The organism is Micrococcaceae bacterium Sec5.7 (assembly GCA_039636785.1).
Lineage (GTDB): Bacteria > Actinomycetota > Actinomycetes > Actinomycetales > Micrococcaceae > Arthrobacter.
In genome coordinates, this window is record CP144169.1 from 1,812,429 (window position 1) to 1,835,978 (window position 23,550).

General features: G+C 63.0%; 23 protein-coding genes and 1 pseudogene. 12 read left to right on the top strand and 12 right to left on the bottom strand.

What is annotated here, in order from left to right:
• Window positions 1-312 precede the first annotated feature (312 nt).
• Both V3C33_08635 and V3C33_08640 read right to left on the bottom strand, forming a co-directional pair.
• The gene (locus tag V3C33_08635) at window positions 313-1,806 is read right to left on the bottom strand and encodes an FAD-dependent monooxygenase (GenBank protein ID XAS69297.1); all 1,494 of its coding nucleotides are present in this window, start codon (window positions 1,804-1,806) and stop codon (window positions 313-315) included.
• A complete protein-coding gene (locus V3C33_08640; GenBank protein XAS69298.1) occupies window positions 1,803-1,991 on the bottom strand; it encodes a hypothetical protein in 189 nt (62 codons plus the stop codon). The genes V3C33_08635 and V3C33_08640 overlap by 4 nt, the downstream gene beginning before the upstream one ends.
• A 711-nt stretch (window positions 1,992-2,702) precedes the next feature.
• Here V3C33_08640 and V3C33_08645 point away from each other — a divergent pair.
• On the top strand, window positions 2,703-3,335 hold the full coding sequence (locus tag V3C33_08645; GenBank protein XAS69299.1) for a LysE family translocator: 633 nt from the start codon (window positions 2,703-2,705) through the stop codon (window positions 3,333-3,335).
• Window positions 3,336-3,337: 2 nt separating this feature from the next.
• Here V3C33_08645 and V3C33_08650 read toward each other — a convergent pair whose 3' ends face one another.
• Window positions 3,338-3,706, bottom strand: coding sequence for a VOC family protein (locus V3C33_08650; protein XAS69300.1), 369 nt, complete (start codon window positions 3,704-3,706; stop codon window positions 3,338-3,340).
• A gap of 113 nt (window positions 3,707-3,819) precedes the next feature.
• On the opposite strand from V3C33_08650, the gene V3C33_08655 reads away from it, so the two are divergent.
• Together V3C33_08655 and V3C33_08660 are read left to right on the top strand one after the other, a co-directional pair.
• Window positions 3,820-4,236: a DUF3054 domain-containing protein gene (locus V3C33_08655; protein ID XAS69301.1), complete on the top strand. Its 417-nt coding sequence runs from the start codon at window positions 3,820-3,822 to the stop codon at window positions 4,234-4,236.
• Window positions 4,237-4,308: 72 nt separating this feature from the next.
• A complete protein-coding gene (locus V3C33_08660; GenBank protein XAS69302.1) occupies window positions 4,309-4,590 on the top strand; it encodes an Lrp/AsnC ligand binding domain-containing protein in 282 nt (93 codons plus the stop codon).
• Window positions 4,591-4,609: 19 nt separating this feature from the next.
• Here the strand turns inward: V3C33_08660 and trpD are convergent, their stop codons facing one another.
• Complete coding sequence (gene trpD, locus V3C33_08665) at window positions 4,610-5,668, bottom strand: anthranilate phosphoribosyltransferase (protein ID XAS69303.1); 1,059 nt, start codon at window positions 5,666-5,668, stop codon at window positions 4,610-4,612.
• Between the two features lie 111 nt (window positions 5,669-5,779).
• On the opposite strand from trpD, the gene V3C33_08670 reads away from it, so the two are divergent.
• The 4 genes from V3C33_08670 (at window position 5,780) to V3C33_08685 (ending at window position 10,160) form a co-directional block, all read left to right on the top strand.
• A complete protein-coding gene (locus tag V3C33_08670; GenBank protein XAS69304.1) occupies window positions 5,780-6,454 on the top strand; it encodes a heme-copper oxidase subunit III in 675 nt (224 codons plus the stop codon).
• 87 nt (window positions 6,455-6,541) lie between these two features.
• Entirely contained in the window at window positions 6,542-7,330 is a 789-nt protein-coding gene (locus V3C33_08675) for a c-type cytochrome (protein XAS69305.1), read from the top strand.
• Window positions 7,331-7,432: 102 nt separating this feature from the next.
• Window positions 7,433-8,503, top strand: coding sequence for a Rieske 2Fe-2S domain-containing protein (locus V3C33_08680; GenBank protein XAS69306.1), 1,071 nt, complete (start codon window positions 7,433-7,435; stop codon window positions 8,501-8,503).
• Complete coding sequence (locus V3C33_08685) at window positions 8,481-10,160, top strand: cytochrome bc complex cytochrome b subunit (GenBank protein XAS69307.1); 1,680 nt, start codon at window positions 8,481-8,483, stop codon at window positions 10,158-10,160. Before V3C33_08680 ends, V3C33_08685 begins: the two co-directional genes overlap by 23 nt.
• 86 nt (window positions 10,161-10,246) lie before the next feature.
• Here V3C33_08685 and V3C33_08690 read toward each other — a convergent pair whose 3' ends face one another.
• Window positions 10,247-11,038: a GntR family transcriptional regulator gene (locus V3C33_08690; protein ID XAS69308.1), complete on the bottom strand. Its 792-nt coding sequence runs from the start codon at window positions 11,036-11,038 to the stop codon at window positions 10,247-10,249.
• Window positions 11,039-11,206: 168 nt separating this feature from the next.
• Between V3C33_08690 and V3C33_08695 the strand changes: the two genes are divergently transcribed.
• Entirely contained in the window at window positions 11,207-11,500 is a 294-nt protein-coding gene (locus V3C33_08695) for an HPr family phosphocarrier protein (GenBank protein XAS69309.1), read from the top strand.
• Window positions 11,501-11,638: 138 nt separating this feature from the next.
• Here the strand turns inward: V3C33_08695 and V3C33_08700 are convergent, their stop codons facing one another.
• The 5 genes from V3C33_08700 to V3C33_08720 form a co-directional block, all read right to left on the bottom strand.
• Complete coding sequence (locus V3C33_08700; protein ID XAS69310.1) at window positions 11,639-12,040, bottom strand: cytochrome c oxidase subunit 4; 402 nt, start codon at window positions 12,038-12,040, stop codon at window positions 11,639-11,641.
• On the bottom strand, window positions 12,037-13,758 hold the full coding sequence (gene ctaD / locus V3C33_08705) for a cytochrome c oxidase subunit I (GenBank protein XAS69311.1): 1,722 nt from the start codon (window positions 13,756-13,758) through the stop codon (window positions 12,037-12,039). Before ctaD ends, V3C33_08700 begins: the two co-directional genes overlap by 4 nt.
• Window positions 13,759-13,768: 10 nt before the next feature.
• Window positions 13,769-14,641, bottom strand: coding sequence for a cytochrome c oxidase subunit II (gene coxB / locus V3C33_08710; GenBank protein ID XAS69312.1), 873 nt, complete (start codon window positions 14,639-14,641; stop codon window positions 13,769-13,771).
• Window positions 14,642-14,834: 193 nt separating this feature from the next.
• A complete protein-coding gene (locus V3C33_08715) occupies window positions 14,835-15,224 on the bottom strand; it encodes an iron-sulfur cluster assembly accessory protein (GenBank protein XAS69313.1) in 390 nt (129 codons plus the stop codon).
• Window positions 15,225-15,409: 185 nt separating this feature from the next.
• Window positions 15,410-16,840: a dipeptidase gene (locus tag V3C33_08720; GenBank protein XAS69314.1), complete on the bottom strand. Its 1,431-nt coding sequence runs from the start codon at window positions 16,838-16,840 to the stop codon at window positions 15,410-15,412.
• Window positions 16,841-16,974: 134 nt separating this feature from the next.
• Between V3C33_08720 and V3C33_08725 the strand changes: the two genes are divergently transcribed.
• Window positions 16,975-17,577: a DUF3043 domain-containing protein gene (locus tag V3C33_08725; protein ID XAS69315.1), complete on the top strand. Its 603-nt coding sequence runs from the start codon at window positions 16,975-16,977 to the stop codon at window positions 17,575-17,577.
• 93 nt (window positions 17,578-17,670) lie between these two features.
• Here the strand turns inward: V3C33_08725 and V3C33_08730 are convergent, their stop codons facing one another.
• Window positions 17,671-18,741, bottom strand: a complete 1,071-nt coding sequence (locus V3C33_08730) for a quinone-dependent dihydroorotate dehydrogenase (protein ID XAS69316.1) — start codon at window positions 18,739-18,741, stop codon at window positions 17,671-17,673.
• Window positions 18,742-18,908: 167 nt separating this feature from the next.
• Between V3C33_08730 and V3C33_08735 the strand changes: the two are divergent.
• From V3C33_08735 to V3C33_08745, 3 genes and pseudogenes are all read left to right on the top strand, one after another.
• Window positions 18,909-20,550 (top strand): annotated as a pseudogene (locus V3C33_08735) (FAD-binding dehydrogenase).
• Window positions 20,551-20,559: 9 nt separating this feature from the next.
• Window positions 20,560-21,567: an alpha/beta hydrolase gene (locus V3C33_08740; GenBank protein XAS69317.1), complete on the top strand. Its 1,008-nt coding sequence runs from the start codon at window positions 20,560-20,562 to the stop codon at window positions 21,565-21,567.
• The gene (locus tag V3C33_08745) at window positions 21,564-22,739 is read left to right on the top strand and encodes an alpha/beta hydrolase (protein ID XAS69318.1); all 1,176 of its coding nucleotides are present in this window, start codon (window positions 21,564-21,566) and stop codon (window positions 22,737-22,739) included. Before V3C33_08740 ends, V3C33_08745 begins: the two co-directional genes overlap by 4 nt.
• On the opposite strand, the gene V3C33_08750 is transcribed toward V3C33_08745, so the two are convergent.
• On the bottom strand, window positions 22,727-23,548 hold the full coding sequence (locus V3C33_08750) for an isoprenyl transferase (protein XAS69319.1): 822 nt from the start codon (window positions 23,546-23,548) through the stop codon (window positions 22,727-22,729). The two genes, V3C33_08745 and V3C33_08750, sit on opposite strands and share 13 nt — an antisense overlap.
• Window positions 23,549-23,550: the final 2 nt, after the last annotated feature.

The following is a 23,550-nucleotide window of genomic DNA, read 5'->3' on the forward strand; positions in this document are numbered from 1 at the left end:
ATTCTCATCCCAACCGTTCCGTATCACGTTGCCCACCTCACTCCCCCAGAGTTCGCACGTGACGGATTTTTTCATCAGGCTTGCGGACGGGATCGGCCGTGGTGATCGATGTCCGGCCCGACAGTAGGGTGACTCCGGCGGATCAGGAGATTTTTCAAGCGACGGAGGATCTGTGCGCGACCGTCGGCTGGGCAGCGGCCCTTCTCTTGGACAGGCTCGCATCCAACGGACCGACCTCAATACGTGACCTGGCCACGGCGACCGGTGACCCGGGCCAGATCACCTCGGCGTCCATCACTGGCCACTCCCCTCTCACTCGTTCGTCGCGTCCCCGCGCGGCCCATACGTCGTAGGCGGTCCGAACCAGGAGGTGAGCGCATCAGGCAGGCCGGGGTCGGCTGGCTCTCCGACCCAGGCGGCATGTCCGTCGGGACGAATCAGGACGGCAGTGGGAGCAGGGACCGCACCGAGTGCCGGAAGCTCCCACACGCCATCGTGCCTGGCGTCGACCAAACGGACTCGATTCGCCCAAGGAGAAATGTCGAAACCGCCGGGTTCACCGAGGTTGAGGAGCACGGGTCGGGCGTCGTGCAGCAGGGTGAACACGCGCGTGGGACCGTCCGCGGTGTGCAAGTCGAGGTCGGGCATGCGTCGCCCGAGCAGCGGGTGTCCCTCTCCGAGGTCGTAGTGGATGTCGAGACCGGAGAGCATCGCGGCGATGCGCCTGCGCGGCTCGTCCATGCTCAGCAGTTCGGTCATGGTGTCGCGGAGGGCCTGGTGACGGTCGTCGGGGCTGCTGAGCGCGACTTGCGCCATGGTGTTGTGCAACACCCGGGCACCGACCGGATGCCGTTCGGCGTGGTAGGTGTCCAGGAGGCCCTCGGGTGATGTCTTGTTGACCACCTGGGCCAGCTTCCATCCCAGGTTCACGGCATCCTGCACGCCGGTGTTGAGACCCTGGCCGCCCTGCGGGGGATGCACGTGTGCGGCGTCGCCGGCCAGCAGCACACGGCCGCGGCGGTAGGAGGCTGCCTGCCGGGTCATGTCGGTGAAACGGGATATCCAGTTGGGGCTGTGCACCCCGTAGTCCGTCCCGTATGCGACGATGAGTGCCTCGCTGAGATCCTGCAGGGTGGGATCGCCGGTGTGTTCGAGGTGCTGTTCCTTCAGTACGACCCGGAATGGCCCGCCGCTCTCTTCCCTGTTGACGGGACCGATGCCACCACCCTCGCGGCGCATGCCGAGCTCCGGCTCCTCGTCCATCTCGACCTCGGCGATCATCCAGCTGGTCGAGGGATCAAACCCTGGGAAGTCGATGCCGGCGGCCCTGCGGATCAGGCTGCGTCCTCCGTCGCAGCCGACGAGGTACTCCGCTCGGAGCGACGTGCCGTCGGACAGCTTGGCATCGACGCCGCTGTCGTCCTGCGCGAAGCCCACCACCTCGCAGCGACGAAGGATCGGAACTCCAAGCTCACCGACCCACTCGGCCAGGATGCGCTCGAAGTGGCTCTGCCACAGCGCAAGTAGGTAGTTGTGGCGGGTGGGGAAGTCGCTGATGTCCAAGATGATCTGGGCGTAGCCCAGGCTCGGATGTTCTTGCCCCTCCGAGAGGAATCGTTCCGCGATACCACGCTGATCAAGCACCTCGATGGTGCGGGAGTGCAGACCCCCGGCCCGCGATCCGTCGAGATTCTGACTGGCGCGCCGCTCGACAATGGCAACGTCGGCCCCCGCCAACGCCAACTCGCCCGCCAAAATCAGACCCGTCGGACCTCCTCCAACGATCACCACCGCATGCCCGGTCACAGCGACACTCCGGCCGGCATCACGCCGGTCGCCACCAGCGGCACGTTGACCTTGGCCAGCCGCTCCGCGCAGTCCGGCGGCGCGCACACCTGCACCTCCGCGCCGAGTGCCCGCAACCGCGCCGCGAGTCCCACCTTCGGTTCGCCGTTCCCGCGCGACCCATACGTCGACAACAACACACGCATTTCGCTACTCCCATTTCCGTAAGCGCTGACCTCAGACGACAATTCTGCGGCAAGACCCGGGTCTTGCCACAAGCCCCCCCCCGGTGCGCTCTAGATCAAAAGCGGCAAGGAGTCCGTGCTCTCCTTTCCGGCGTCGCGGGTGTGTCTGCTAAATGATTGTGGTGGTGTTGGAGATGCCTGATGGGTGTCGCGTACTGCTGTTCCGAGTGATTCCCAATGGGCGGGTCCAATCGTTGCCGCCGTCGTCGGTTGGCGTGCATGCCGCCTGCAAGGCGCTGGCCCCGAAGCTCGGTGTCGGCGCGGAGTCGGTGGATTCCACAATTCGGGCCAACTGCAGTGAGACAAACCTGAAGATCTCGTCCCGCTACAGGTGACCCAACGGCGCAATCTGGCATCTGTGTGGTCCGACTTAGATGAGACGGGACAATACGTGCTCTGAGTCCCGGCTCCCCATTGCGGAACCCTGGCTGGCGGCGGTGTGCCCGCAGCAGGAACCATACGCCGTCGTACGCCTTCTGGAGTTCGGCGATATCCAGTTTCCGCATAGCCATCATGAATTGCGTGGCGCGCAGGGATCCATCGGGATCCGGGCCACCCAGCAGACCGGCGAGACGGCGTTCCGCAGGTTCTGGCTTGAGCATTATCCGGGGGTGACTCAGGACAGATCAGTGTTAGGGAAGCAACGCCCGCGGCGGTCATTTATCATCGAGTATGACCATCCCCGGGGCCCTGTTGCAGTTCGCCCTTGTCGCCGCACTATTGACAATCATTCCGGGAATGGACACTGTCCTGGTACTCCGCACCGCCATCAGCAGGGGGCACGGACTGGCTTTCGCGACGGCGGCCGGCATTTGCACGGGGACAGTGGTCTGGGGCGTCGCGGCCGCCGTTGGCGCTTCAGCCCTGGTGGCCGCATCGGAAGCTGCCTTCACCGGGCTCAGAATCGCCGGTGCCTGCTACATGGCGTGGCTGGGCATTTCCATGCTCGTCAAAAGCTTCAGGAGACCGGGCTCAGAAGCGAATGCCGCATCCGCGCCGGCCGGCAATGCACGGGCATCGTGGCTGACCGGAGTGACCACGAGTCTTCTGAACCCCAAAGTGGGCGTCTTCTACATTGCCATGATTCCGCAGTTCCTGCCTCCCGGGGTTTCGCCGCTGATGATGGGAATCCTGCTGCCACTGGTTCACAATGTTGAAGGAATGCTTTGGTTCGCTGGAATCATTGTGGCCACCCACCATGCCCGCCGCTGGCTGCAGTCCCCCGCAGTGGCCAAAGCCACGGACCGGATTGCCGGCGTCGTCCTTGTTGCCTTTGCGGCAAGGATCGCCACCGCCAAAGCCTGACGCTAGCCCGCCAGCTGGCTGACCAGCCCGATCGTATTGCCTTCGCTGTCCTTGACGAACGCCATCCACTCATCGGTTCCGGCGGGCCCCAAGGTGCTGTCCTTGTGGCTGTAGATGACGTGAGGCTCCGAAACCACTTCCACTCCCCTGTCCCGCAGTTCCTTCACCCGGGACGTGACATCCGGTACGTATAGGTAAATCAACGACGACGGCGCTCCCCGGTCAAGCAGCAACCGCAGGCCGTCCAGATCGAAGAACAGCAGGCCCGGAGGATCGAACAACGCCTTCGGCCCGGTTCCGAGCAGATTCGTGTAGAACGCAGACGCGCGGTTCAGATCGTCTGCATGCTGGGCAATCTGAACAAGCCGCAACGTATCTCCCTGGACGAATTCGCACCCGGCGGTGCTGCCATCAATCCTCGTCGCGTTTAGCGTGCAGGACAAGGTATCGCGGGGCCGGGCCGGGAACCGCTAGGCTCGAAAGCATGCCTAACGTGACAAAACCGGACACAACCGGGTCTCCCAGCCTGACCACCGTTGCCATGGCAGTGATCGCCGATGCGGCGCTCATCATTGTTTTTGCCGCCATCGGCCGTGACGCCCATCATCGCGGCGACGTAGTCTCCGGCGTCCTTCTGACTGCGTGGCCGTTTCTGGCCGGAGCAGCAGCTGCGTGGCTTGCCCTGCGTTTGTGGCGTGCGCCGCTCGCGATCTTTCCCGCCGGTGTCGCAGTCTGGCTCGGGACGGTTGCCGTGGGCATGCTGCTGCGTGCAGTTACCGGACAGACGGTGGTGGTCCCGTTCGTGATCGTCGCCCTCCTCAGCCTCGGCCTCCTCCTGCTTGGCTACCGCCTTGTGCTGGCAGGCATCCTGCGATTTCGCACGTCACGCCGGGAAGGCTGATGTACTAGGCTGGCAACACAGACCAGTCTCGCCGGGCAGAGCAGCGGCGCAACAGATCCGGAAGGGTTTACAGTGATCACCGCATTCGTCCTGATCAAAACAGATGCCTCTCGCATCCCTGAAACCGCGGAGGAAATTTCCGCTATCCAGGGCATCAGCGAGGTCTATTCCGTGACCGGGGAATGGGATCTTATTGCCGTAGCCCGTGTGACCCAGCATGATGAACTCGCAGATGTCATCGCAGACAAGCTGTCCAAGGTCACCGCTGTAATCCACACCACTACGCACATCGCGTTCCGCGCCTACTCCCAGCATGATCTCGACGCCGCGTTTGCACTCGGATTCGAGCAGTAGGTTCAGGACTCCGGTGCTCCTAGCCCTGGGTCAGGGCAACCCACTTCTCCAGAACCGTGGCGGCTGCCCCGGAATCAACCGATTCCTCAGCACGGGCGAATGCGGTGCGCATGCGCTCCGTCAACGATCCTTCGGCGTTAACGTCAAATGCCACCAGACCGGCAGCAGCGTTGAGCAGGACGGCGTCACGCGCAGCTCCCGGCCGGCCGGCCAGAACATCACGGACGACGGCGGCATTCGCCTGGGCGTCTCCGCCACGAAGTTCTTCCACCGTTGCCGAACGGATGCCCAGCCCGGCCGGTGAAAATTCGCTCTCGGTGACCTGACCCTCCCGGATCTCCCACACCGTGGAGTCACCGGTGGTGGTCAGTTCGTCGAGACCGTCGTTTCCACGGAAAACCAGCCCGCGGCTCCCCCGCCGGGCAAGAACGCCCGCCACCAGCGGCGCCATCCTGGCGTTGGCCACGCCGACGGCTGATGCCTGGACCTTGGCCGGGTTCGTCATGGGACCGAGAAAATTGAAGGCTGTGGGAATGGCGAGTTCGCGACGCGGTACCGCCGTATGCCGGAATGAGGGGTGGAACACCTGGGCAAAGCAGAAGGTAATGCCGGCTTCCTCGGCGTTCCGCGCCACCCGTTCAATGGGGAGGTCCAGTCTTACCCCGAGCGCTTCAAGAACATCCGCCGAACCCGACGACGACGACGACGCCCGGTTCCCGTGTTTGACCACCTTTGCGCCCGCGCCAGCGCAGACAAGGGCGGCCATGGTCGAAATGTTCACGGTGTTCAGCTGGTCGCCACCGGTTCCGACGATGTCCAGCTTTTCGCCGCCAATGGTGATCGGATTGGCGTTGCTGAGCATGGCCACCACCAGGCCAGAAAGTTCCTCAATCGTTTCGCCCTTGGCGCGCAGCGCCACCAGGAACCCGGCAATCTGTGCGGGGGTGGCTTCGCCGGACATGATGGTGTTCATGGCCCACGCAGTATCGTCCGCGGTCAGGTCGGTGCCGACGATCAGTGCGGAAATGAGTCGCGGCCAGGTGTTGCCTGCCGCCGTTGCGGATGCCTGTGAAGTCACCCCTTGATGCTATCGAGGCATATGCCGCAATGACCAATGTGAACCGCCCGGGAACTTTTCCGCGCGAATTCGCGTCTTTGTAGAAAAAGTCCCCGCAAAAGGCGGTTTGCGTTGGGCAGGACGAAGTTTTACAGACATAATGTCTATGTGACATCTGCGACCCATGCCCCCAGTACCCCGGCGCACCCCACGCTGAACCGCCCAAATATGGTTTCTGTTGGAACCGTAGTTTGGCTGTCCAGCGAGTTGATGTTCTTCGCCGGTCTCTTCGCCATGTACTTCACACTCCGTTCGACGTCCGGACAGATGTGGGCCGAGGAGTCAGCCAAGCTCACCTTCCCCTTTGCGCTCGCCAACACGATTGTCCTCGTATCCAGCTCTTTTGCTTGCCAGATGGGCGTCTTCGCCGCCGAACGGCTCGAGCCGCGCAGAAGCGGCGGCCCTTTCCAGTTCACCCGCTGGGGAATGAACGAGTGGTTCACCCTGACGTTCATCATGGGTGCCATCTTCGTCGCCGGACAGGCCACGGAATATGCCATGCTCGTCTCTGAGCACGTATCGCTCTCCTCAAACGCGTATGGTTCCGCCTTCTACATGACCACAGGCTTCCACGGACTGCACGTCATCGGCGGCTTGATTGCCTTCCTCTTCATCATCGGCCGCTCCTTTGCCGCGAAGAAGTTCGGACACTTCGAAGCAACGTCCGCGATTGTCACCTCGTACTACTGGCACTTTGTGGATGTTGTGTGGATCGGCCTCTTCCTGGTCATCTACGTCCTCAAGTAGTCAAGACTTGACTCTTTTTCTACACGAGGCAGAATTTCAAAAAGCGGCTCCTGGAGCCGACGCACGATCGAATAAAGGAACCACCACGTGAAGGCACTCTCGCAGAAGCGACGTCACCCACTGGCAGCGATTGCGCTGCTGTTGATGGGACTCCTCGTCACTGGTGGGCTGTACGCCGTTGCCACCACCGTCAACCAGGCGAAAGCGGGCACCCCCGGCTTCAGCGCAAATGACGCGGAAGAAGGCGGAAAGCTTTTCGCCGCCAACTGCGCCACCTGCCACGGCATGGGTGCAAGCGGAACGAAAGATGCCCCCTCTCTCGCTGGGGTGGGCGCTGCCGCTGTTGACTTCCAGGTTGGCACCGGCCGCATGCCCATGCAGATGAACGGACCGCAGGCTTATAAAAAGCCCGCCCAGTTCAATGACGCGCAGACCCACCAGCTGGCAGCCTATGTTGCTTCGCTCGGGCCCGGCCCGTCCATTCCGGAAGAGGGACTCCTCGACGAAAACGGCGACGCTGCCAAGGGCGGGGAGCTGTTCCGGGTGAACTGCGCCATGTGCCACAACGCCGCAGCGGCCGGCGGTGCCCTGACCCGCGGAAAGTTTGCTCCGGCTCTTGCCGGTGTCTCTGGCCAGCACATCTACGAGGCCATGGTTACCGGCCCGCAGAACATGCCGGTCTTCTCCGATGCAAACGTCTCGCCCGAAGGCAAGCGTGACATCATCACTTTCCTCAAGCAGATCGAAGCCAACGGCTCCCCCGGCGGCGCTGATCTTGGCGCGCTGGGACCTGTTTCAGAGGGTCTGTTTGTGTGGATTGCCGGCCTGGGCGTCATCATCGCTTTCACCATCTGGCTGACTTCCCGGACGTCGTAGCCGTCATCGGGCACCTTTAAGAACTTCTGCTGATCCGTCAGCAGATTTGGAATTGAAAACTAACTCGGCAGATGCCGGGACGAGAGAAGGATGAGGCGAATTATGGGCAACCATAGTGACGGCAGTCCGAACCACTCGGGCACCGTAGCTACGGCTGGTCAAAATGAGGTGGAGAAGTTCCAGGATCCTGGACTTCCTCCGCATCGTTTGCGCCTGGCCGACACGGACCCGAAGGCCGCAAAACGAGCAGAACGACAGGTTGCCATGCTCTTCGGCAGCTCTGTTGTTGGCACCCTGATCTTTTTGGTGGCGTACTTCGCCATTGATCTTGGCGCAGACTCCAGCATTGCCACGATCCGGCTGCAGAATGCATTGCTTGGCATTGGAACCGCGTTTGCCATGCTTGGCATCGGTACTGGTATTGTCCACTGGGCCAAGGCCCTGATGCCGGACCACGAAGTCTCCGAAGAGCGTCACGCGATCCGCACGGAAGAGGACCGCCAGGCCGCCGTTCGGATTGTTGATGACATTGTTGAGGAGACCGGGATCAAGCGCCGGCCGCTGATCCGAAACACGTTGCTCGGCGCGGTTGCGCTGGCGCCGCTGCCGGCTCTGGCCGTGTTCGGTGATCTTGGCCCCCGCCCCGATGACAAGCTCGCGCACACCATGTGGGCTCCCCAGGACGGCAAACTCAAGCGCCTCACCCGCGACCCTGATGGCACCCCCATCAAGGCCTCGGACGTCACCATCGGCTCCGCCTTCCACGTCATTCCGGAAGGCCTCAACGAGCTTCATGAGGGCAAGCTGAACGCCAAGGCCAAGGCTGTTGTCCTGCTGATGCGTCTCGATCCCGCCTCCCTGCAGCCCTCCAAGGGCCGCGAGGACTGGAGCTACAACGGCATCGTTGCGTACTCCAAGATCTGCACCCACGTTGGCTGCCCGGTTGCTCTATACGAGCAGCAGACGCACCACCTCCTGTGCCCGTGCCATCAGTCAACCTTCGATCTCACCAGGGAATGCAAGGTTATCTTCGGTCCGGCCAGCCGCCCCCTCCCCCAGCTCCCGATTGCAGTGGACGCCGAGGGCTACCTGGTCGCAACCAGCGACTTCAACGAACCTGTAGGACCGAGTTACTGGGAGCGTGATGAGCATGAGCGCAACATCAACAGCTGAAGCCCCCGCCTTCGTCGCCAAGACCAAAGCCGGAAGCATCACTGATTTTGTTGACGAGCGCGTCGGCGGCTCGGGCATCCTCCGCGAATTCGGCCGGAAGGTATTTCCGGATCACTGGTCCTTCATGTTCGGTGAAGTGGCGCTGTATTCCTTCGTCATTCTGCTGATGTCGGGTACCTTCCTGACGTTCTTCTTTGATCCGTCCATGGTGGAAACCCATTACACGGGCTCGTACACCCCGCTGAGAAATGTCGAAATGTCCGCCGCGTTCAGTTCGTCGCTGAACATCTCCTTTGATGTCCGCGGCGGCCTGTTCATGCGCCAGGTGCACCACTGGGCAGCCCTGCTCTTCGTGGCGTCCATTGGTGTTCACATGCTCCGGGTCTTCTTCACCGGTGCGTTCCGCAAGCCCCGTGAAATGAACTGGGTTGTGGGCGGTGTCCTGCTGATCCTGGCCATGGCTGAAGGTTTCACCGGATACTCGCTTCCTGACGACCTGCTCTCGGGCAACGGCCTGCGCATCATTGATGGTGTCATCAAGGCCATCCCGGTCATTGGCACGTACATCTCGTTTTTCCTCTTCGGCGGGGAGTTCCCGGGCACTATGATCATTGGCCGTCTGTACATGCTTCACATTCTGCTGGTACCGGCATTGATCCTGCTCATGATCGTCCTGCACCTCTTTATGGTGGTGGTTCACAAGCACACCCAGTACCCCGGTCCGGGACGCAATGACGGCAACGTCGTCGGCTACCCGCTTGGTCCGGTCTACGCAGCTAAAGCCGGTGGGTTCTTCTTCATCGTCTTTGGTGTCGTCGCCCTCATGGCCGCTTTCTTCACCATCAACCCGATCTGGAACTACGGCCCTTATGACCCTTCCCCGGTGTCAGCGGGCACCCAGCCTGACTGGTACATCGGTTTTGTGGACGGCGCGCTGCGCCTCATGCCTGGCGTCATCGGTGACTTCCACTTTGAATACGTCATCTTCGGCCAAGTACTCACGCTGAATGTCCTGCTTCCGGCACTTGTTCCGGCAGGCATCATCTTCACCGTTCTCTTCATGTACCCGTGGCTCGAGCGTTGGATCACCAAGGACAACCGGGAACACCACGTACTTGACCGTCCGCGTAACGCACCTACGCGCACTGCCATCGGCGTTGCCGGCTTCACCTGGTATTGCGTCATGTGGGCAGCCGCCGGCTCGGACCTCATCGCAACCAGCTTCCATGTGTCGCTCAACGACGTCACTTACTGGTTGCGGGCGCTGTTCTTCATCGGTCCGGTCATCGCCTTTGTGGTCACCAAGCGGGTCGCCTTGGCACTGCAGCGCAAGGACCGGGAAATCGCCCTTCACGGCCGCGAAACCGGCCGTATTGTGCGCCTGCCACACGGTGAGTTCATCGAGGTCCACGCTCCGCTGGATGAGTACAAGCGCTACAAGCTGGTTGGCTTCGAGTCGCCGGTACCGCTTCCTGCGGTGCCGAACGACCACGGCGTTGTCACCCGCAAGGAAAAGCAGCGGGCGGCTCTCTCCCAGTGGTTCTTTGAGGACAGGGTGGCCCCGGCCTCCCCTGCAGAGCTCGAGGCCGGGCACGGTCACCATGCAGAGCAGGAGTCGGTTGACGCCGGCGAGGATCAGAAGAGCCTCAGCCACTAAGGCAGTCATTCCAGGCAGTTGTTGAGCAGGCAGAAGGGCTCGGTCCATCAGGACCGGGCCCTTCTGCTTTCCGGAGTACTGCAGGGTCATTGGTTTCTGTAACCGGACGCGTAGTTGCGGACGGTCCGGACACCGGGGCGCTGGAGCGGTACCCAGAGCTTGTACCGGTCAGCCCGGTAGTAGGAGACTGAATAGTCAACCATTGCCCTGGCCACAAACGCGTGCCGCTGGATCTTCAGCAACGGTGAACCCACCTCCACATTGAGCAACCTCGCCGTCGACGGCGACGCGGCCGTCGCTTCAATCATGTCCTCGCCCCACTCCATGACCAGGCCGAACTGTTCACTCAGCACGTTGTAGAGCGACGTGGGTGGCTCGCCGTCCAGGAGCCCCGGGACCCGGTGGGCAGGGATGAAGTTCTCGTCCACGCTCATGGGTTCGCCGTCCGCCAGCAGGAGCCTGCGGAAGCGCACCAGCGGGGTGCCTTCCTCCAGTTGCAATTCCCGGGCGAGGAAGGCGCTTGCAGCGATTTGCTCAAAACTCAGGACCTTGGCTGCCGGCACCATACCCCGGCGCTGCATTTCCTCGCTGTAGGACGTCAGCTTCACCTGAAGATCGAGCTTGGGCTTCCGGACGAATGTTCCCAGTCCCACCACTCGTTCTATGACCTCTTCGCCAACCAAGGCATCAATGGCCTGGCGCACGGTCATTCTTGCCAGCCCGAAGCGTTCCGCGAGGTCCCGCTCCGAGGGTAGCGCCGATCCGGGCGGGCAGGAGGCAACGATATAGGCCCGGAGGATTTCCCTGAGCTGGGCATAAATGGGTGTGCCGCTGCCCCTGTCGATTTCGCCGGCCACCGCGGCTGCATCAGATGCCATGGCTGACACTCCCGGCGTTTGTGTTCATATTCCAAGCCTAGGCCAATTGCCCCGCAGGTCTAGACCACCCATTCAGCCGCCGTGTGGTCCGTCAGTCCTGTGCACAGATACCCTTGGGGAGGAAAGACGACAAAGACGGCAGCAGGCCGTCCAAAAAGAGGAGTCCTGTTGCCAGTTCGCAAGGCAATTGTTTCGGCGGCCATAGGCCTGCACGCCCGCCCGGCGGCGGTATTCGTCAGAGCTGTCACGGAAACCGGGCTGCCGGTCACCATCAGGAAGGCCGGCGCCGCTTCCGTCGATGCGCGGTCCTTGCTGGAGGTCATGACTGCAGACTTCAACCACGGCTGTGAAGTGGAACTCGCGGTGATGGAAGCCTCGATTCCTGACGGCTACAGCCTTGCGGACGCGGAGGGTGCCTTGCTGGTCCTCGCCGCGATGCTGGAGGCGGAGAAGGCCAGCTGAGCGTCTCTTGGAGGACGCGGCACCGCTGATAGTGCAGGCATCGTTCCGGCAGCCACGCAACTGTCTAAACTACGACGGCGGGCCCCACCAAAAGGTGAGGCCCGCCGTCGTGGTTCTTCAGATCTTTCCTTCTGGAGGCTAGTGCGCGTGGTCACCGCGGCTGTATTCAAAGACCCAGCCAACCAAGGCCACTAGTGCCATGCCCCCGGCGATGAAAACCATCCAGAAGCCGACGGCCATGCCCAGGAATCCGGCTGCACAGGACAGGCCCAGAACCAGGGGCCACCAGCTCCAGGGGCTGAAGTGCCCCTGCTCGCCGGCGCCTTCGTGGATCTCGGCATCGTTGCGGTCCTCGGGACGCATACCAATACGCTTGCCGGTGAATCCGAGGTAGCCGCCGATCATGCCGGCGAGGCCGCCGACCAACAGGATACCCAGGGTGCCCACCCACTCATGCCAGTTGTTGAGGAACCCGTAAATCAGGGCGACGGGTACGAAGAAGAAGGCTCCGGCTCCAAAAATCCATGATTCGATCTTCACTTGGCAGTGTCCTTCTGATCGGCGTTACCGAGCAGGGCTGCTGACGGTTCCGGGGACTGAACTGTGTGCGACTGGGAAAGCTCGGGGTGGTGCAGATCGAGTGCCGGACGCTCCGAACGGATACGTGGCAGGGACGTGAAATTGTGCCGCGGCGGCGGACAGGACGTTGCCCACTCCAGAGATGCACCGAAGCCCCACGGATCGTCAACCTCCACCTTTTCGTTGCTGCGCCAGGTGATGTACACGTTCCAGAAGAACGGAATCAGCGAGGCGCCGAGCACGAACGAGGAGATGGTGGAGAACTGGTTCATCCACGTGAAGTTGTCCTGCGGCATGTAGTCGGCGTAGCGGCGGGGCATGCCTTGGACGCCGAGCCAGTGCTGGATCAGGAACGTGCCGTGGAAGCCCAGGAACAGCAGCCAGAAGTGGATCTTGCCCAGGCGCTCGTTGAGCATCTTGCCTGTCCACTTGGGCCACCAGAAGTAGAAGCCTGCGAACATCGCGAAGACGACGGTGCCGAACACCACGTAGTGGAAGTGTGCCACCACGAAGTACGAGTCGGAGACGTGGAAGTCCAGCGGCGGCGAGGACAGGATGATGCCGGTGAGGCCACCGAACAGGAACGTGACCAGGAAGCCCAGGCTCCACAGCATGGGTGTTTCAAACGTCAAGGAGCCCCGCCATAGAGTACCGATCCAGTTGAAGAACTTCACGCCGGTCGGGACAGCAATGAGCATGGTCATGAAGGCGAAGAACGGCAGCAGCACCGAACCCGTCACGTACATGTGGTGCGCCCACACGGTCACCGAGAGGGCGGCAATGGAGATGGTGGCGTAGACAAGACCCTTATACCCGAAGATCGGTTTGCGGCTGAAGACCGGGAAGATCTCGGACACGATGCCGAAGAACGGCAGCGCGATGATGTAGACCTCCGGATGGCCGAAGAACCAGAACAGGTGCTGCCAGAGAACAGCGCCGCCGTTTTCCGGATCAAAGATGTGTGCACCGAAGCGACGGTCGGCGCCGAGGGCGAACAGTGCCGCGGCCAGCGGTGGGAACGCCATCAGGACCAGGATGGCCGTCACCAGGGTGTTCCACGTAAAGATGGGCATGCGCCACATGGTCATGCCGGGAGCACGCATGCAGATGATGGTGGTGATGAAGTTGACCGCGCCCAGGATGGTGCCGAAGCCGGACAGCGCCAGGCCGAAGACCCACAGATCGCCGCCGACGCCGGGCGTGAACGTGGTGTTGTTCAATGGCGCATAGGCGAACCAGCCGAAGGATGCAGCACCCTGGGGGGTGATGAAGCCGGACACGGCGATGGTGGAACCGAAGAGGAAGAACCAGAAGGCCAGCGCGTTAAGCCGGGGGAAGGCGACGTCCGGTGCGCCGATCTGCAGGGGCATGATGACATTCGCGAACCCGGCAAACAGCGGCGTTGCAAACATCAGGAGCATCACGGTGCCGTGCATGGTGAACAGCTGGTTGTACTGTTCCTTGGTCTGCAGGATCTGCATACCCGGTTCGAAGAGCTCGGCGCGGATGAGCAATGCCATCACGCCGCCGAAGCAGAAGAACACGAAAGACGCGATCAGGTACATGTACCCGATGGTCTTGTGGTCCGTTGAGGTGATCCAGTTGACGACGATGCGTCCCTTGGATTTAGGAACTACAGGAGCCCCGAGGACTCCGGCGGATTGAGTGTAAGTAGCCACGTCGCTCCCCTTACTTGGTTTCGTTCAGGTTCGGGTTGCGGTCGTACTCTTCGCCGAGCAGGCCCGTGTTGCCGTCCGTGCGCAGCTTGTCCATGTGGTCCTGGAATTCAGACTCGGACACTACCTTCACGCGGAACAGCATTTCGGAGTGGTATTCACCGCAGAGCTCGGCACACTTGCCGTCGTAGGTGCCCTCTTTGGTGGGGGTGAACCGGATGTAGTTGGTCTTGCCCGGGATTATGTCCCGCTTCTGCAGGAATGCCGGCACCCAGAACGAGTGGATCACATCGCGTGAGTTCAGTTCCAGGTCAACGGACTTGCCGACCGGCAGGTAGAGCGTGGGCAGCTTTTCCTTGTCCACGGCGTTGCCCGTCAGGTGAGCCTGGACACCCGCCTCGTGGAGGTCCCCGGTGATGACTGCGCCCTTTTTGTAGTTGAAGTCCCAGGCCCACTGCTTCCCGCGGACATCAACAATGACGTCCGCCGGCTTTGAGCGGTCATCGATCGCCTGCTGGTCGCGGTCGGTGAAGTAGAAGAACACCAGCACCATGAACAGCGGGATGGTCAGGTAGAACACCTCGAGCGGGAGGTTGAAGCTGGACTGCTTCGGGAATCCCTTGGTCCCCTTGCGGCGGCGATAGGCAACAAGGCACCAGACGATCAATCCCCAGGTGATGATGCCTACAACAAGTGCGGCAATCCATGAGTTGACCCAGAGGTCCATGATGCGGTCAGTGTGATTGGTGGTGCCACGCTCGGTGGGCAGCCACCCCTTCTCTACCTCTGGCGAACATCCAGTCAAAACCAACGCGCCGGCTAGTGCCAAGCCTGAGATCGAAGTGATCGTTTTGCGTCGGCTGCCGGTTCGGTTCTGCGAACTCACAGACGGCCCTTCCTACTTGTTGCTGTCGACCGGGGGGCCTATGGCTTCCCAGGCACACGAAAAGTTTTACTACTCGGTGTAGAGCTTACCGCTCCCCCAGGCGTTTCGCGCACATGTCGGCGCCGTGGCTCGGCAAAGGTATTCACCGCCACCCGCCACCCGCCTGGCGCCGACATGCGGCGGAAAGGTCCGGTCAGTGGAACGAATCGCCGCACGCGCAGGAACCGCCGGCGTTCGGATTGTCGATGGTGAAACCCTGCTTTGCTATGGTGTCCTCGAAGTCGATGCTGGCACCGCTCAGGTATGGAACGCTCATCTTGTCCACCACAACTTCAACGCCGTCATAGTCACGGACGGCGTCGCCGTCGAGAATCCGCTCGTCAAAATAGAGCTGGTAGATCAGGCCGGAACAACCGCCCGGCTGGACGGCAACGCGCAGGCGCAGATCTGTGCGTCCCTCCTGCTCCAGGAGGCTGCGTACCTTGCCGGCAGCGACGTCGGTCAGCTTGACCTCGTGGGCGGCCAGCTCATCGCTGGCTGCGCTCGTGGTGTCGGTGCTGTTTTCATTGGTTGTAGTGCTCATTGGCCTACCTTCCTACGACGGTCCTGGCGGCTCCGCGTGAGCGGTGCCCGCCCTTACGAAAACGGTATGGGCTATAGCTACATGCTACGTCGGTCAGACGCGTAGCTCTAACTCCTGACGTAACCATGGCCGTTCCGTGGTTGTTCCCCGGGACGGCCAGGGCAAGCAAGGCCAAACCGCTGCGGTCAGGCGAGGCCGTCGAGGTTGAGCCGGGCCAGCAGCAGCGCTTCAGCCACCACGGCGTTCCGGAAGTCCTCCAGGTGAAGGGACTCGTTGGCGCTGTGCGCCCGGGAATCGGGATCCTCCACCCCGGTCACCAGAATCTGGACATCGGGGTAGAGCTCACCGAGGTCCGCAATGAACGGGATAGAGCCACCGATTCCCATTTCCACAGCCGGAACGCCCCAGGCTTCCCCGAGTGCCCACATGGCCATACCGGCTGCCGCGGAAGCCGTATCGGTGAGGAAGGCGTTGCCGCTCTCCCCCGGCGTAAACACAACCGCCGCACCAAAGGGCGCGTTTGCCTCAACATGCTTCCTGACGGCTTCCATCGCCTCAGCGGGATCCTGCCCCGGAGCAAGGCGCAGGCTGAACTTGGCGCGTGCCTTGGGCAAAAGGGTGTTGGAGGCAACATCCACCGCTGGAGCATCGAATCCGATAATGGACAGTGCGGGCTTGGTCCACAGGCGGGATGCAATGGAGCCGGTTCCAGCGAGCTTCACACCGTTAAGGACGGAAGCGTCGGCCCGGTATTCGGCTTCGGTCAGGTCTACGGTGACGTCGTCCCTGCTGACCAGTCCCTCGATCGCAACATTTCCCTCGGCGTCGTGAAGAGTGGCGATCAAGCGGGAAAGCAGCGTGGGCGCGTCCAGCACCGGTCCGCCGAACATTCCCGAATGCACCGCATGGTCCAGGACCTGGACCTCGAACGTACCGTCAACCAGGCCGCGCAGGCTGGTGGTGAGTGCCGGTATGCCCACCTTCCAGTTACTGGAGTCGGCCACCACAATGACGTCGGCACGGAGAAGCTCGCGGTGTGCTTCGAGGAAGGTTCGGAACGTCGGCGAACCGGCCTCCTCCTCCCCTTCGAAGAAGAACGTCACGCCAAGGCCCAGCTGATCGCCCATCACCTTGGTGACGGCCGAATACGCCGCCACGTGCGCCATGATTCCTGCCTTGTCATCTGCAGCACCGCGGCCATAGAGCCGGCCATTGTGTTCGACGGCGGTGAACGGCTCGGTTTCCCACAGCGCCGGATCCCCCGGGGGCTGTACGTCGTGGTGGGCGTACAACAGAATGGTCGGCTTTCCTTCGGCCGCTTCACGGCGGGCAACGACGGCCGGCCCTCCCGGCGTTCCGTCTTCCTTGTCGCAGCGTAGGATCCGGACGTCCTGAACACCGGCAGCATTAAGAAGTCCGGCCACTGCCTCGGCGCTGCGGTCCAGCTGTGTGGGGTCGAAACTCGGCCAGGCAATACCCGGGATGCTGACGAGGTCCTTCAGCTGCGCGATCGTGGTGTCGAATGCGTCGCTGACGGCACTCCGGAGGGCATCGGCGTCGATGCCGCAGGGAATGCCGCCGGTGGTCTGCGGGGTCTCCGCTGGTGTTGAGCTCATGGCAAAAACACTACCTGTGTCCGGAACCGCACCAAACAGCGCACCTTGCAGGCCGACGTCGTCCGTTAGGTACCCGGGACGAAGGGTTCTGGACGCATAAGCGGCGTCAGTCCGCTGCAGGGTATTCTTTACTGGTGTTTGGACGAAAAAAGGAAGCGCCAACGGCGCAGGACGTAGTAGACCAGCAGGCTGCCGAAGCCGCCGCCCGGCAGGATGCAGCCATCGGCAAGGGCGCTCCCACGCCCACGCGCAAGGCCCAGGAAGCAGCGCGCAAGCGGCCTCTGGTTCCGGAGGACCGCAAGGCCTCGAAGGCGGCCGAGCGGGTGGCCATCCAGGACCAGCGCCAGAAGATGCGCCAGGCGCTGGATACCGGTGATGAGAAGTTCCTGCCGATCCGGGACAAGGGACCGCAGAAGCGCTTTGTCCGTGACTACGTTGATGCGCGCTTCAGCCTGGGCGAATACCTGATGTTCGGTGCCCTGGTTTTTGTGATCATCTCGCTGCTTGTCCCATCCAACAGCCCACAGATGATTTATGTCCTGGGCGGCTTCTGGGTGATGTTCCTGGCCGTATTCGTCGACGTCTTCGTCCTGTCCCGCAAACTCCGCAAGCGACTCACCGAGAAGTTCGGCGAGGTGGAGCGCGGCACCGTCTGGTACGGCTCCATGCGGGCACTGCAGTTCCGGCGTCTTCGCCTGCCCAAGCCCCAGGTCAAGCGCGGCGAATTTCCCTCCTGATGTTCCCGGCCGTCAGTCACCTGCCAGGCAGGGAGACTGCCGACAGACAAGCCCCCGGCGGTTCCACCGCCGGGGGCTTGTCTGTTTCCTGACTCACGCCGGGCGGCTCTTAGCCAGCTGACGGTTGATGCGGGCGGCCCAGAGGGGACCCTCATAGAGGAACGCCGTGTATCCCTGGACCAGGGTGGCTCCGGCATCGAGCCTGTCCTGGACATCGCGTGCTGTTTCCACTCCGCCTACCGCCACGAGGGTGAGCTTGTCACCGGTGGCAGCCCTGAGCCTGCGCAGCACGTCGAGGGAACGGTTCTTCAGCGGAGCCCCGGACAGTCCGCCGGCTCCGCATGCCTCGACTTTGTCCTGCGGGGACTTCAGCCCCTCACGGGAAATGGTGGTGTTCGTGGCAATAATGCCGTCCAGCTTCAGGTCCAGAGCCAGCCGGGCGACGTCGTCGAGGTCCTCATCGCTGAGGTCCGGTGCAATCTTGACGAGCAGCGGAACATGGCGTCCTGCGGCCTTGTCGGCTTCCTCGCCCACCGCCTTGAGCAGCGGCCGGAGCGTTTCAACGTTCTGCAGCAGTCGCAGTCCCGGAGTGTTCGGGGAGCTGACGTTGACCACAAGATAGTCCGCTGCGGGGGCCAAGGTTCGTGCCGAGATCAGGTAATCGTCCACTGCCTCCCCGAGTTCAACCACCTTACTCTTGCCGATGTTGACGCCTATGACGGGCCGCACGCCGGCATGTCTGCGCTGCAAAGCAGCCCTGGCAGACTTCAGCCGCGGCGCCACCGCCGCGGCGCCGTCGTTGTTGAATCCCATCCGGTTGATAACGGCGCGGTCTTCGACCAGCCGGAACAGCCGGGGTTTTTCATTCCCGGGCTGGGCCTTGCCGGTGATGGTGCCCACCTCCACATGGCCGAAGCCAAGCTCGGCCAGCGCCTCGATCCCGTGGCCCTCTTTGTCGAAACCGGCGGCAAGGCCGAATGGCGACGGGAAGGTCACGCCGAAGGCCGTTGTTTCCAGCGAGGCCGGCGGCGCCGTGAACTTCTGCAGCAGCCGGCCGGCACCTGAGGTGTGGGCGAACCTGATGCCCTTGAAGCCGATCGTGTGGGCGCGCTCGGCGTCCATCCAAGAGAAGGCAAGCCTGAAGAAAATCGGATAAACGCGCATGCCCCTAGTTTTCCGCTTCCTGCCGTGCAGACCAAACCCGCGCCGCAACAACCCGCTACTTCGGCTGGCTCCCGTACGCGTCCGGCTCATGCCTACTCGCCAGTAGATTGCGGAGGCTAGCATAAAGCCATGAACAGCGACGATGGTGGTCAGGGAAGTTGGCAATGATGATTCGTACCGATGTCATTGTGCTCGGCGCAGGACTTTCAGGGTTGGTGGCGGCCGCTGAGGCCCATGCGGCGGGCAAAACCGTGGCGATCCTGGACCAGGAGCCGGAAGCGTCTGTAGGCGGACAGGCCCACTGGTCCTTCGGCGGCCTGTTTCTCGTGGACTCCCCGGAGCAGCGGAAGCTGGGCGTTAAGGACAGTGAGGAGCTGGCTCTTTCCGATTGGATGGCCTCGGCAGGCTTTGACCGGTCCGAGGACGCCCTGGCCCGTGAGTGGGCGGCAGCTTACGTCCACGTTGCGGCCGGCGAGAAACGCTCGTGGCTCAAGGCACTTGGCGTGGCCTGTTTCCCCTGGTGCAGTGGGCCGAACGGGGTGGCTATGGCCCCGACGGACACGGCAAAACGGTACCCCGTTTCCACGTGGCGTGGGGTACCGGCCCTGCCATTGTGGCGCCGTTTCTTGCCAAGTTGCGCGAGGGCGTGGAGGCCGGCAGGGTTTCCTTCCACTTCCGCCACAGGGCAACCGGACTGGTAACGACGGCGGGCAGGGTCACGGGTGTGGTGGGCGAGGTCCTGAAGCAAGCGGTGCGGAACGAGGCGAGCAATCAACGCGCCGGGCGACGGGCCGTTTCGAGGCATCCGGTGCTTCGGTTGTGGTGACAACGGGCGGAATCGGTGGCAATCATCGCTCGGTCCGAAGCCAATGGCCGGGCGGCGGCGCCCCGGAAAGGATGCTCAGCGGCGTTCCGGCTTCCGTGGACGGAGAGTTCCTGTCTGTGGTGGGGAAGGCAGGCGGACGACTTATCAACGGGGACCGGATGTGGCACTATCCGGAAGGCATCCACAACTACGCGCCCGTTTGGCCCCTGCACGGCATCAGAATCCTGCCCGGGCCCTCCTCGCTGTGGCTCGATGCCACCGGGCGGCTCCTCCCGCCGCCCCTGTTCCCGGGATTCGATTCCCTCGGCGCGCTGCGTTACATTCTGGGCACCGGCCATGACTACTCGTGGTTTGTCCTGAATAGAACCATCGCGCTCAAGGAGTTCGCGCTCTCCGGTTCAGAGCAGAATCCCGATCTGACCGGCAGCGACATCCGGTTGCTGGCAGGCCGGCTCAAATCGGGTACCGACACCCCTGTTCAGCGTTTTCTGGACAAGGGAGTGGATTTCCTGCTCGCCGACACCCCGTCAGCGCTCGCCGCCAAGATGAACAGACTCACGGGAGACGGCCTGATCAAGGCCTCCGAGCTTGAGCGCCTGATTCATTCCCGGGACCTTCAGGTATCCAGTGGACTTGGCAAGGACCCGCAACTTGCCGCGATCCGGGCTGCCCGCCGTTTCACCACTGACAAGGTGATGAGAGTGGTACCGCCACACCGTCTGACGGATCCCGCGCACGGCCCGCTGGTCGCAGTCCGGTTGTCCGTCCTCACCCGCAAGAGCCTGGGCGGTATCCACACCGATCTCCAGTCCCGGGTGCTTGATGCAGCGGGCCAGCCGGTCCCCGGCCTATATGCCGCCGGGGAAGCGGCCGGATTCGGTGGCGGCGGAATCCACGGTTACCGTGCGCTCGAAGGAACTTTCCTGGGCGGTTGCCTGTTCTCCGGGAGGTCAGCCGGACGCGCGGCGGCGGGGGCTGGCTAGGCTGGACCCATGAAGTGGCAGACGGATATCCTGGGGGACGGTTTCGAATCCTGCGCCTTTCAGGCAACGGGCGACGACGGCGTGGAACGCACCGCAACGCTGGTGCGCTACGTTCCGCCTGCTGACGGTGGCGATGCCACAGGCACCGGCGCCCCTCCCCCGGCGCCGGGCCGCCGTCGGGTTGTCCTCTTCCTGCACGGCTGGAGCGACTACTTCTTCAACGTGGAGCTCGCGCAGTTCTGGAACCGGAGCGGGTTCGAGTTCTACGCTCTGGACATGCACAATCACGGCCGCAGCCTCCGGCCCGACACTCATGGCGGCTACGTTTCGGATCTGCAGGACTACGACGCCGAAATCAGCAAGGCGATCGGCATCATGGGTGCAGAGTCCGGCAGTCCGCCGGCGCTGACCCTGATGGGCCACTCGACAGGGGGCCTCGTGGCGGCGCTCTGGGTGAGCAGGCATCCCGGCGCCGTCTCCCAGCTGGTGCTGAACAGTCCTTGGCTGGAAATGCACGGAAGTTCCCTGGTGCGGCGGGCGGCCCGGACCATGGTGGAGCCTATTGCGCGCTTCAGGCCTGAGGCGGTTCTCCGGCTGCCGGAGCGCGGGTTCTACTGGCGGAGCATCAGCAGCGCTGCAGAAGGCGAATGGACGCTTGAGGACAAGTACCGCCCGCCCATGGCGTTCCCCGTGCGTGCCGGCTGGCTCAGCGCCGTACTCGCGGGACACTCCAAGGTTGCCCGCGGGCTCCGGATCGATATCCCCATCCTTGTCCTGCTGTCCGGCGCCAGCGCAAACGGTCCGTTCTGGACGGAAGCGATGCGGCGGACCGATGCGGTGCTGGACGTCAACATCATCGCCTTGCGCGCATTGACCTTGGGCCGCACCGTCACGCTGGAGCGGGTTGACGGCGGACTCCACGACGTCTTTCTGTCCCCGCCCAAGGTCCGGGCTGATGCGTATGAGCGGCTGTCACGCTGGATCCGCGGCTATGCGGGGACCGAGGAATCGGCATGACGGCCCAGGAATCGTCCGCGGTGGCCCCACCGCCAGTGTGGCAACAAGACTTTCTGGGTCCCGGCTTTGAATTCCTGGAGCTCCCCCTCGGACCTGATGAGGAAGGGGGTGTGTGCGCCACGCTGGTCAGGCATCGTCCGCCGGCCAGACTTGCTGAACCGGTGCCTCCTCCGCCCCGGCAACGCGGATTATTGGCGGGCCTCCGGGAGCTCTATGCCCGCGCTGTGGGAACTGCGCCGGCCCACCCTGCACCGGCTGATCGGGTGGATCCTGCGCGGTGGCATCCTGGGCCGGGGGATCCTGGGCCGGGGGCGCGAGACGCACCCGCGAAGGTGGTGTTGTACCTGCACGGCTGGGCAGATTACTTCCTGCAGTCAGAGCTCGCTGAGTACCTGGGGGCTTCAGGCCTCCACTTCTATGCCCTGGACCTGCGGAAATTCGGCCGGAGCCTGCGCGAGTGGCAGACGCCTGGCTACACCACTGACCTCGCCGTGTACGACGAGGACATGGCCGCCGCCCTCGAGGCCATCAGGGCGGATCTTGCGCTTGTCACGGGCGACAGCACGGAGCCCACCATCCACCTCCTGGCGCATTCACTCGGCGGGCTCATAGCTGCACTGTGGGCGGACCGGCATCCAGGGGCACTGGGCACCCTGATTCTGAATGCGCCGTGGCTGGCGCTTCAGGGCAGCAGCCTTATCCGGAACATCGCAATGCATCTGGTGGAGCCCGTTGCACGGACGGATCCACGGCGTCCTTTCCGTTTTCCGGAAATGCCGGGCTATTGGCAAAGCGTCAGCAGCGAAGCCCACGGGGAATGGGTTTTGGATCCCCTCTGGCGGCCGTCTTCCTCATTCCCCATACGGGCCGGCTGGACCAAGGCCGTACTGGCCGGACACGCCGCAGTGGAACGCCGCCTGGCCATCGATGCGCCGGTATTGGTTATGTTGTCAGGCCGGACGCGGATCCAAAGTGAGTGGTCCGCCGAGCTGATGCACGTCGACGCCGTTATTGACGTCGAGGAGACCGCCCGCCGCGCGCTGCGGCTGGGACGCAGGACGGCGGTTTTCCGCTACCCCGGTGCCATCCACGACGTCTTCCTCTCCCGGCGCAGGATCCGGCAGGAGGCATACCGGGACCTCACAGTCTGGCTGGAAGCCTACCCGGGGTGAGCCGCGTCCACTGCCCCTCCGTAGCGGCGGTCCCTCCGGGCATACACTTCCACGGCGTCCCACAGCGTCCGGCGATCAACGTCGGGCCACAGCGTGTCCATAAACACGAACTCGGCGTAGGCGGACTGCCAGAGCATGAAGTTGGACAGCCGCTGCTCACCGGAGCTGCGCAGGAACAGGTCCACGTCCGGAAGATCCGGCTCGTCCAGATACTTCTGAATGGTCTTTTCCGTAATGGCGCCGGGCTTGAGCCGGCCGGCGGCAACTTCCACGGCGATAGCTGACACGGCATCCGCGATCTCGGCCCTGCCGCCGTAATTAACACACATGGTCAATGTGCAGGTGCTGTTGCCGGCGGTATATTCCTCGGCTTCCTCAAGCTCCCGGATCACGGAGCCCCACAACTTCGGCCGGCGCCCGGACCAGCGCACGCGCACGCCCCACTGGTCCAGCTGGTTCCGCTGCCGACGTAGCACATCCTTGTTAAAACCCATCAGAAAACGCACTTCCTCGGGTGAGCGCCGCCAGTTCTCCGTTGAAAACGCGTACACGCTGACGTACTTGATGCCCAACTCGATGGCTCCGGCAACAACGTCGAGCAGCGCGGGTTCGCCGGCCTTGTGGCCCTCCACCCTGGGCAGGCCACGCTGATTGGCCCAGCGGCCGTTGCCATCCATCACAATGGCCACATGCCTGGGAACAAGCTCGGGCGGAATCGTCGGCGGAAGGGCGCCCGAGGGATGGGGATATGGCGAGGCCACAGCGGCGGTCCGCTGCCGGGCAGGACTGTTCTTTTTTCCCAAGGCCACTG

What these genes read in the sequence shown, in the direction of transcription:
- V3C33_08640 (XAS69298.1), bottom strand. Translation starts at nt 1,991, where the DNA reads ATGCGTGTGTTGTTGTCGACGTATGGGTCGCGCGGGAACGGCGAACCG.
- V3C33_08645 (XAS69299.1), top strand. Translation starts at nt 2,703, where the DNA reads ATGACCATCCCCGGGGCCCTGTTGCAGTTCGCCCTTGTCGCCGCACTA.
- V3C33_08655 (XAS69301.1), top strand. Translation starts at nt 3,820, where the DNA reads ATGCCTAACGTGACAAAACCGGACACAACCGGGTCTCCCAGCCTGACC.
- V3C33_08680 (XAS69306.1), top strand. Translation starts at nt 7,433, where the DNA reads ATGGGCAACCATAGTGACGGCAGTCCGAACCACTCGGGCACCGTAGCT.
- V3C33_08685 (XAS69307.1), top strand. Translation starts at nt 8,481, where the DNA reads ATGAGCGCAACATCAACAGCTGAAGCCCCCGCCTTCGTCGCCAAGACC.
- V3C33_08690 (XAS69308.1), bottom strand. Translation starts at nt 11,038, where the DNA reads ATGGCATCTGATGCAGCCGCGGTGGCCGGCGAAATCGACAGGGGCAGC.
- V3C33_08715 (XAS69313.1), bottom strand. Translation starts at nt 15,224, where the DNA reads ATGAGCACTACAACCAATGAAAACAGCACCGACACCACGAGCGCAGCC.
- V3C33_08720 (XAS69314.1), bottom strand. Translation starts at nt 16,840, where the DNA reads ATGAGCTCAACACCAGCGGAGACCCCGCAGACCACCGGCGGCATTCCC.
- V3C33_08730 (XAS69316.1), bottom strand. Translation starts at nt 18,741, where the DNA reads ATGCGCGTTTATCCGATTTTCTTCAGGCTTGCCTTCTCTTGGATGGAC.
- V3C33_08740 (XAS69317.1), top strand. Translation starts at nt 20,560, where the DNA reads ATGAAGTGGCAGACGGATATCCTGGGGGACGGTTTCGAATCCTGCGCC.
- V3C33_08745 (XAS69318.1), top strand. Translation starts at nt 21,564, where the DNA reads ATGACGGCCCAGGAATCGTCCGCGGTGGCCCCACCGCCAGTGTGGCAA.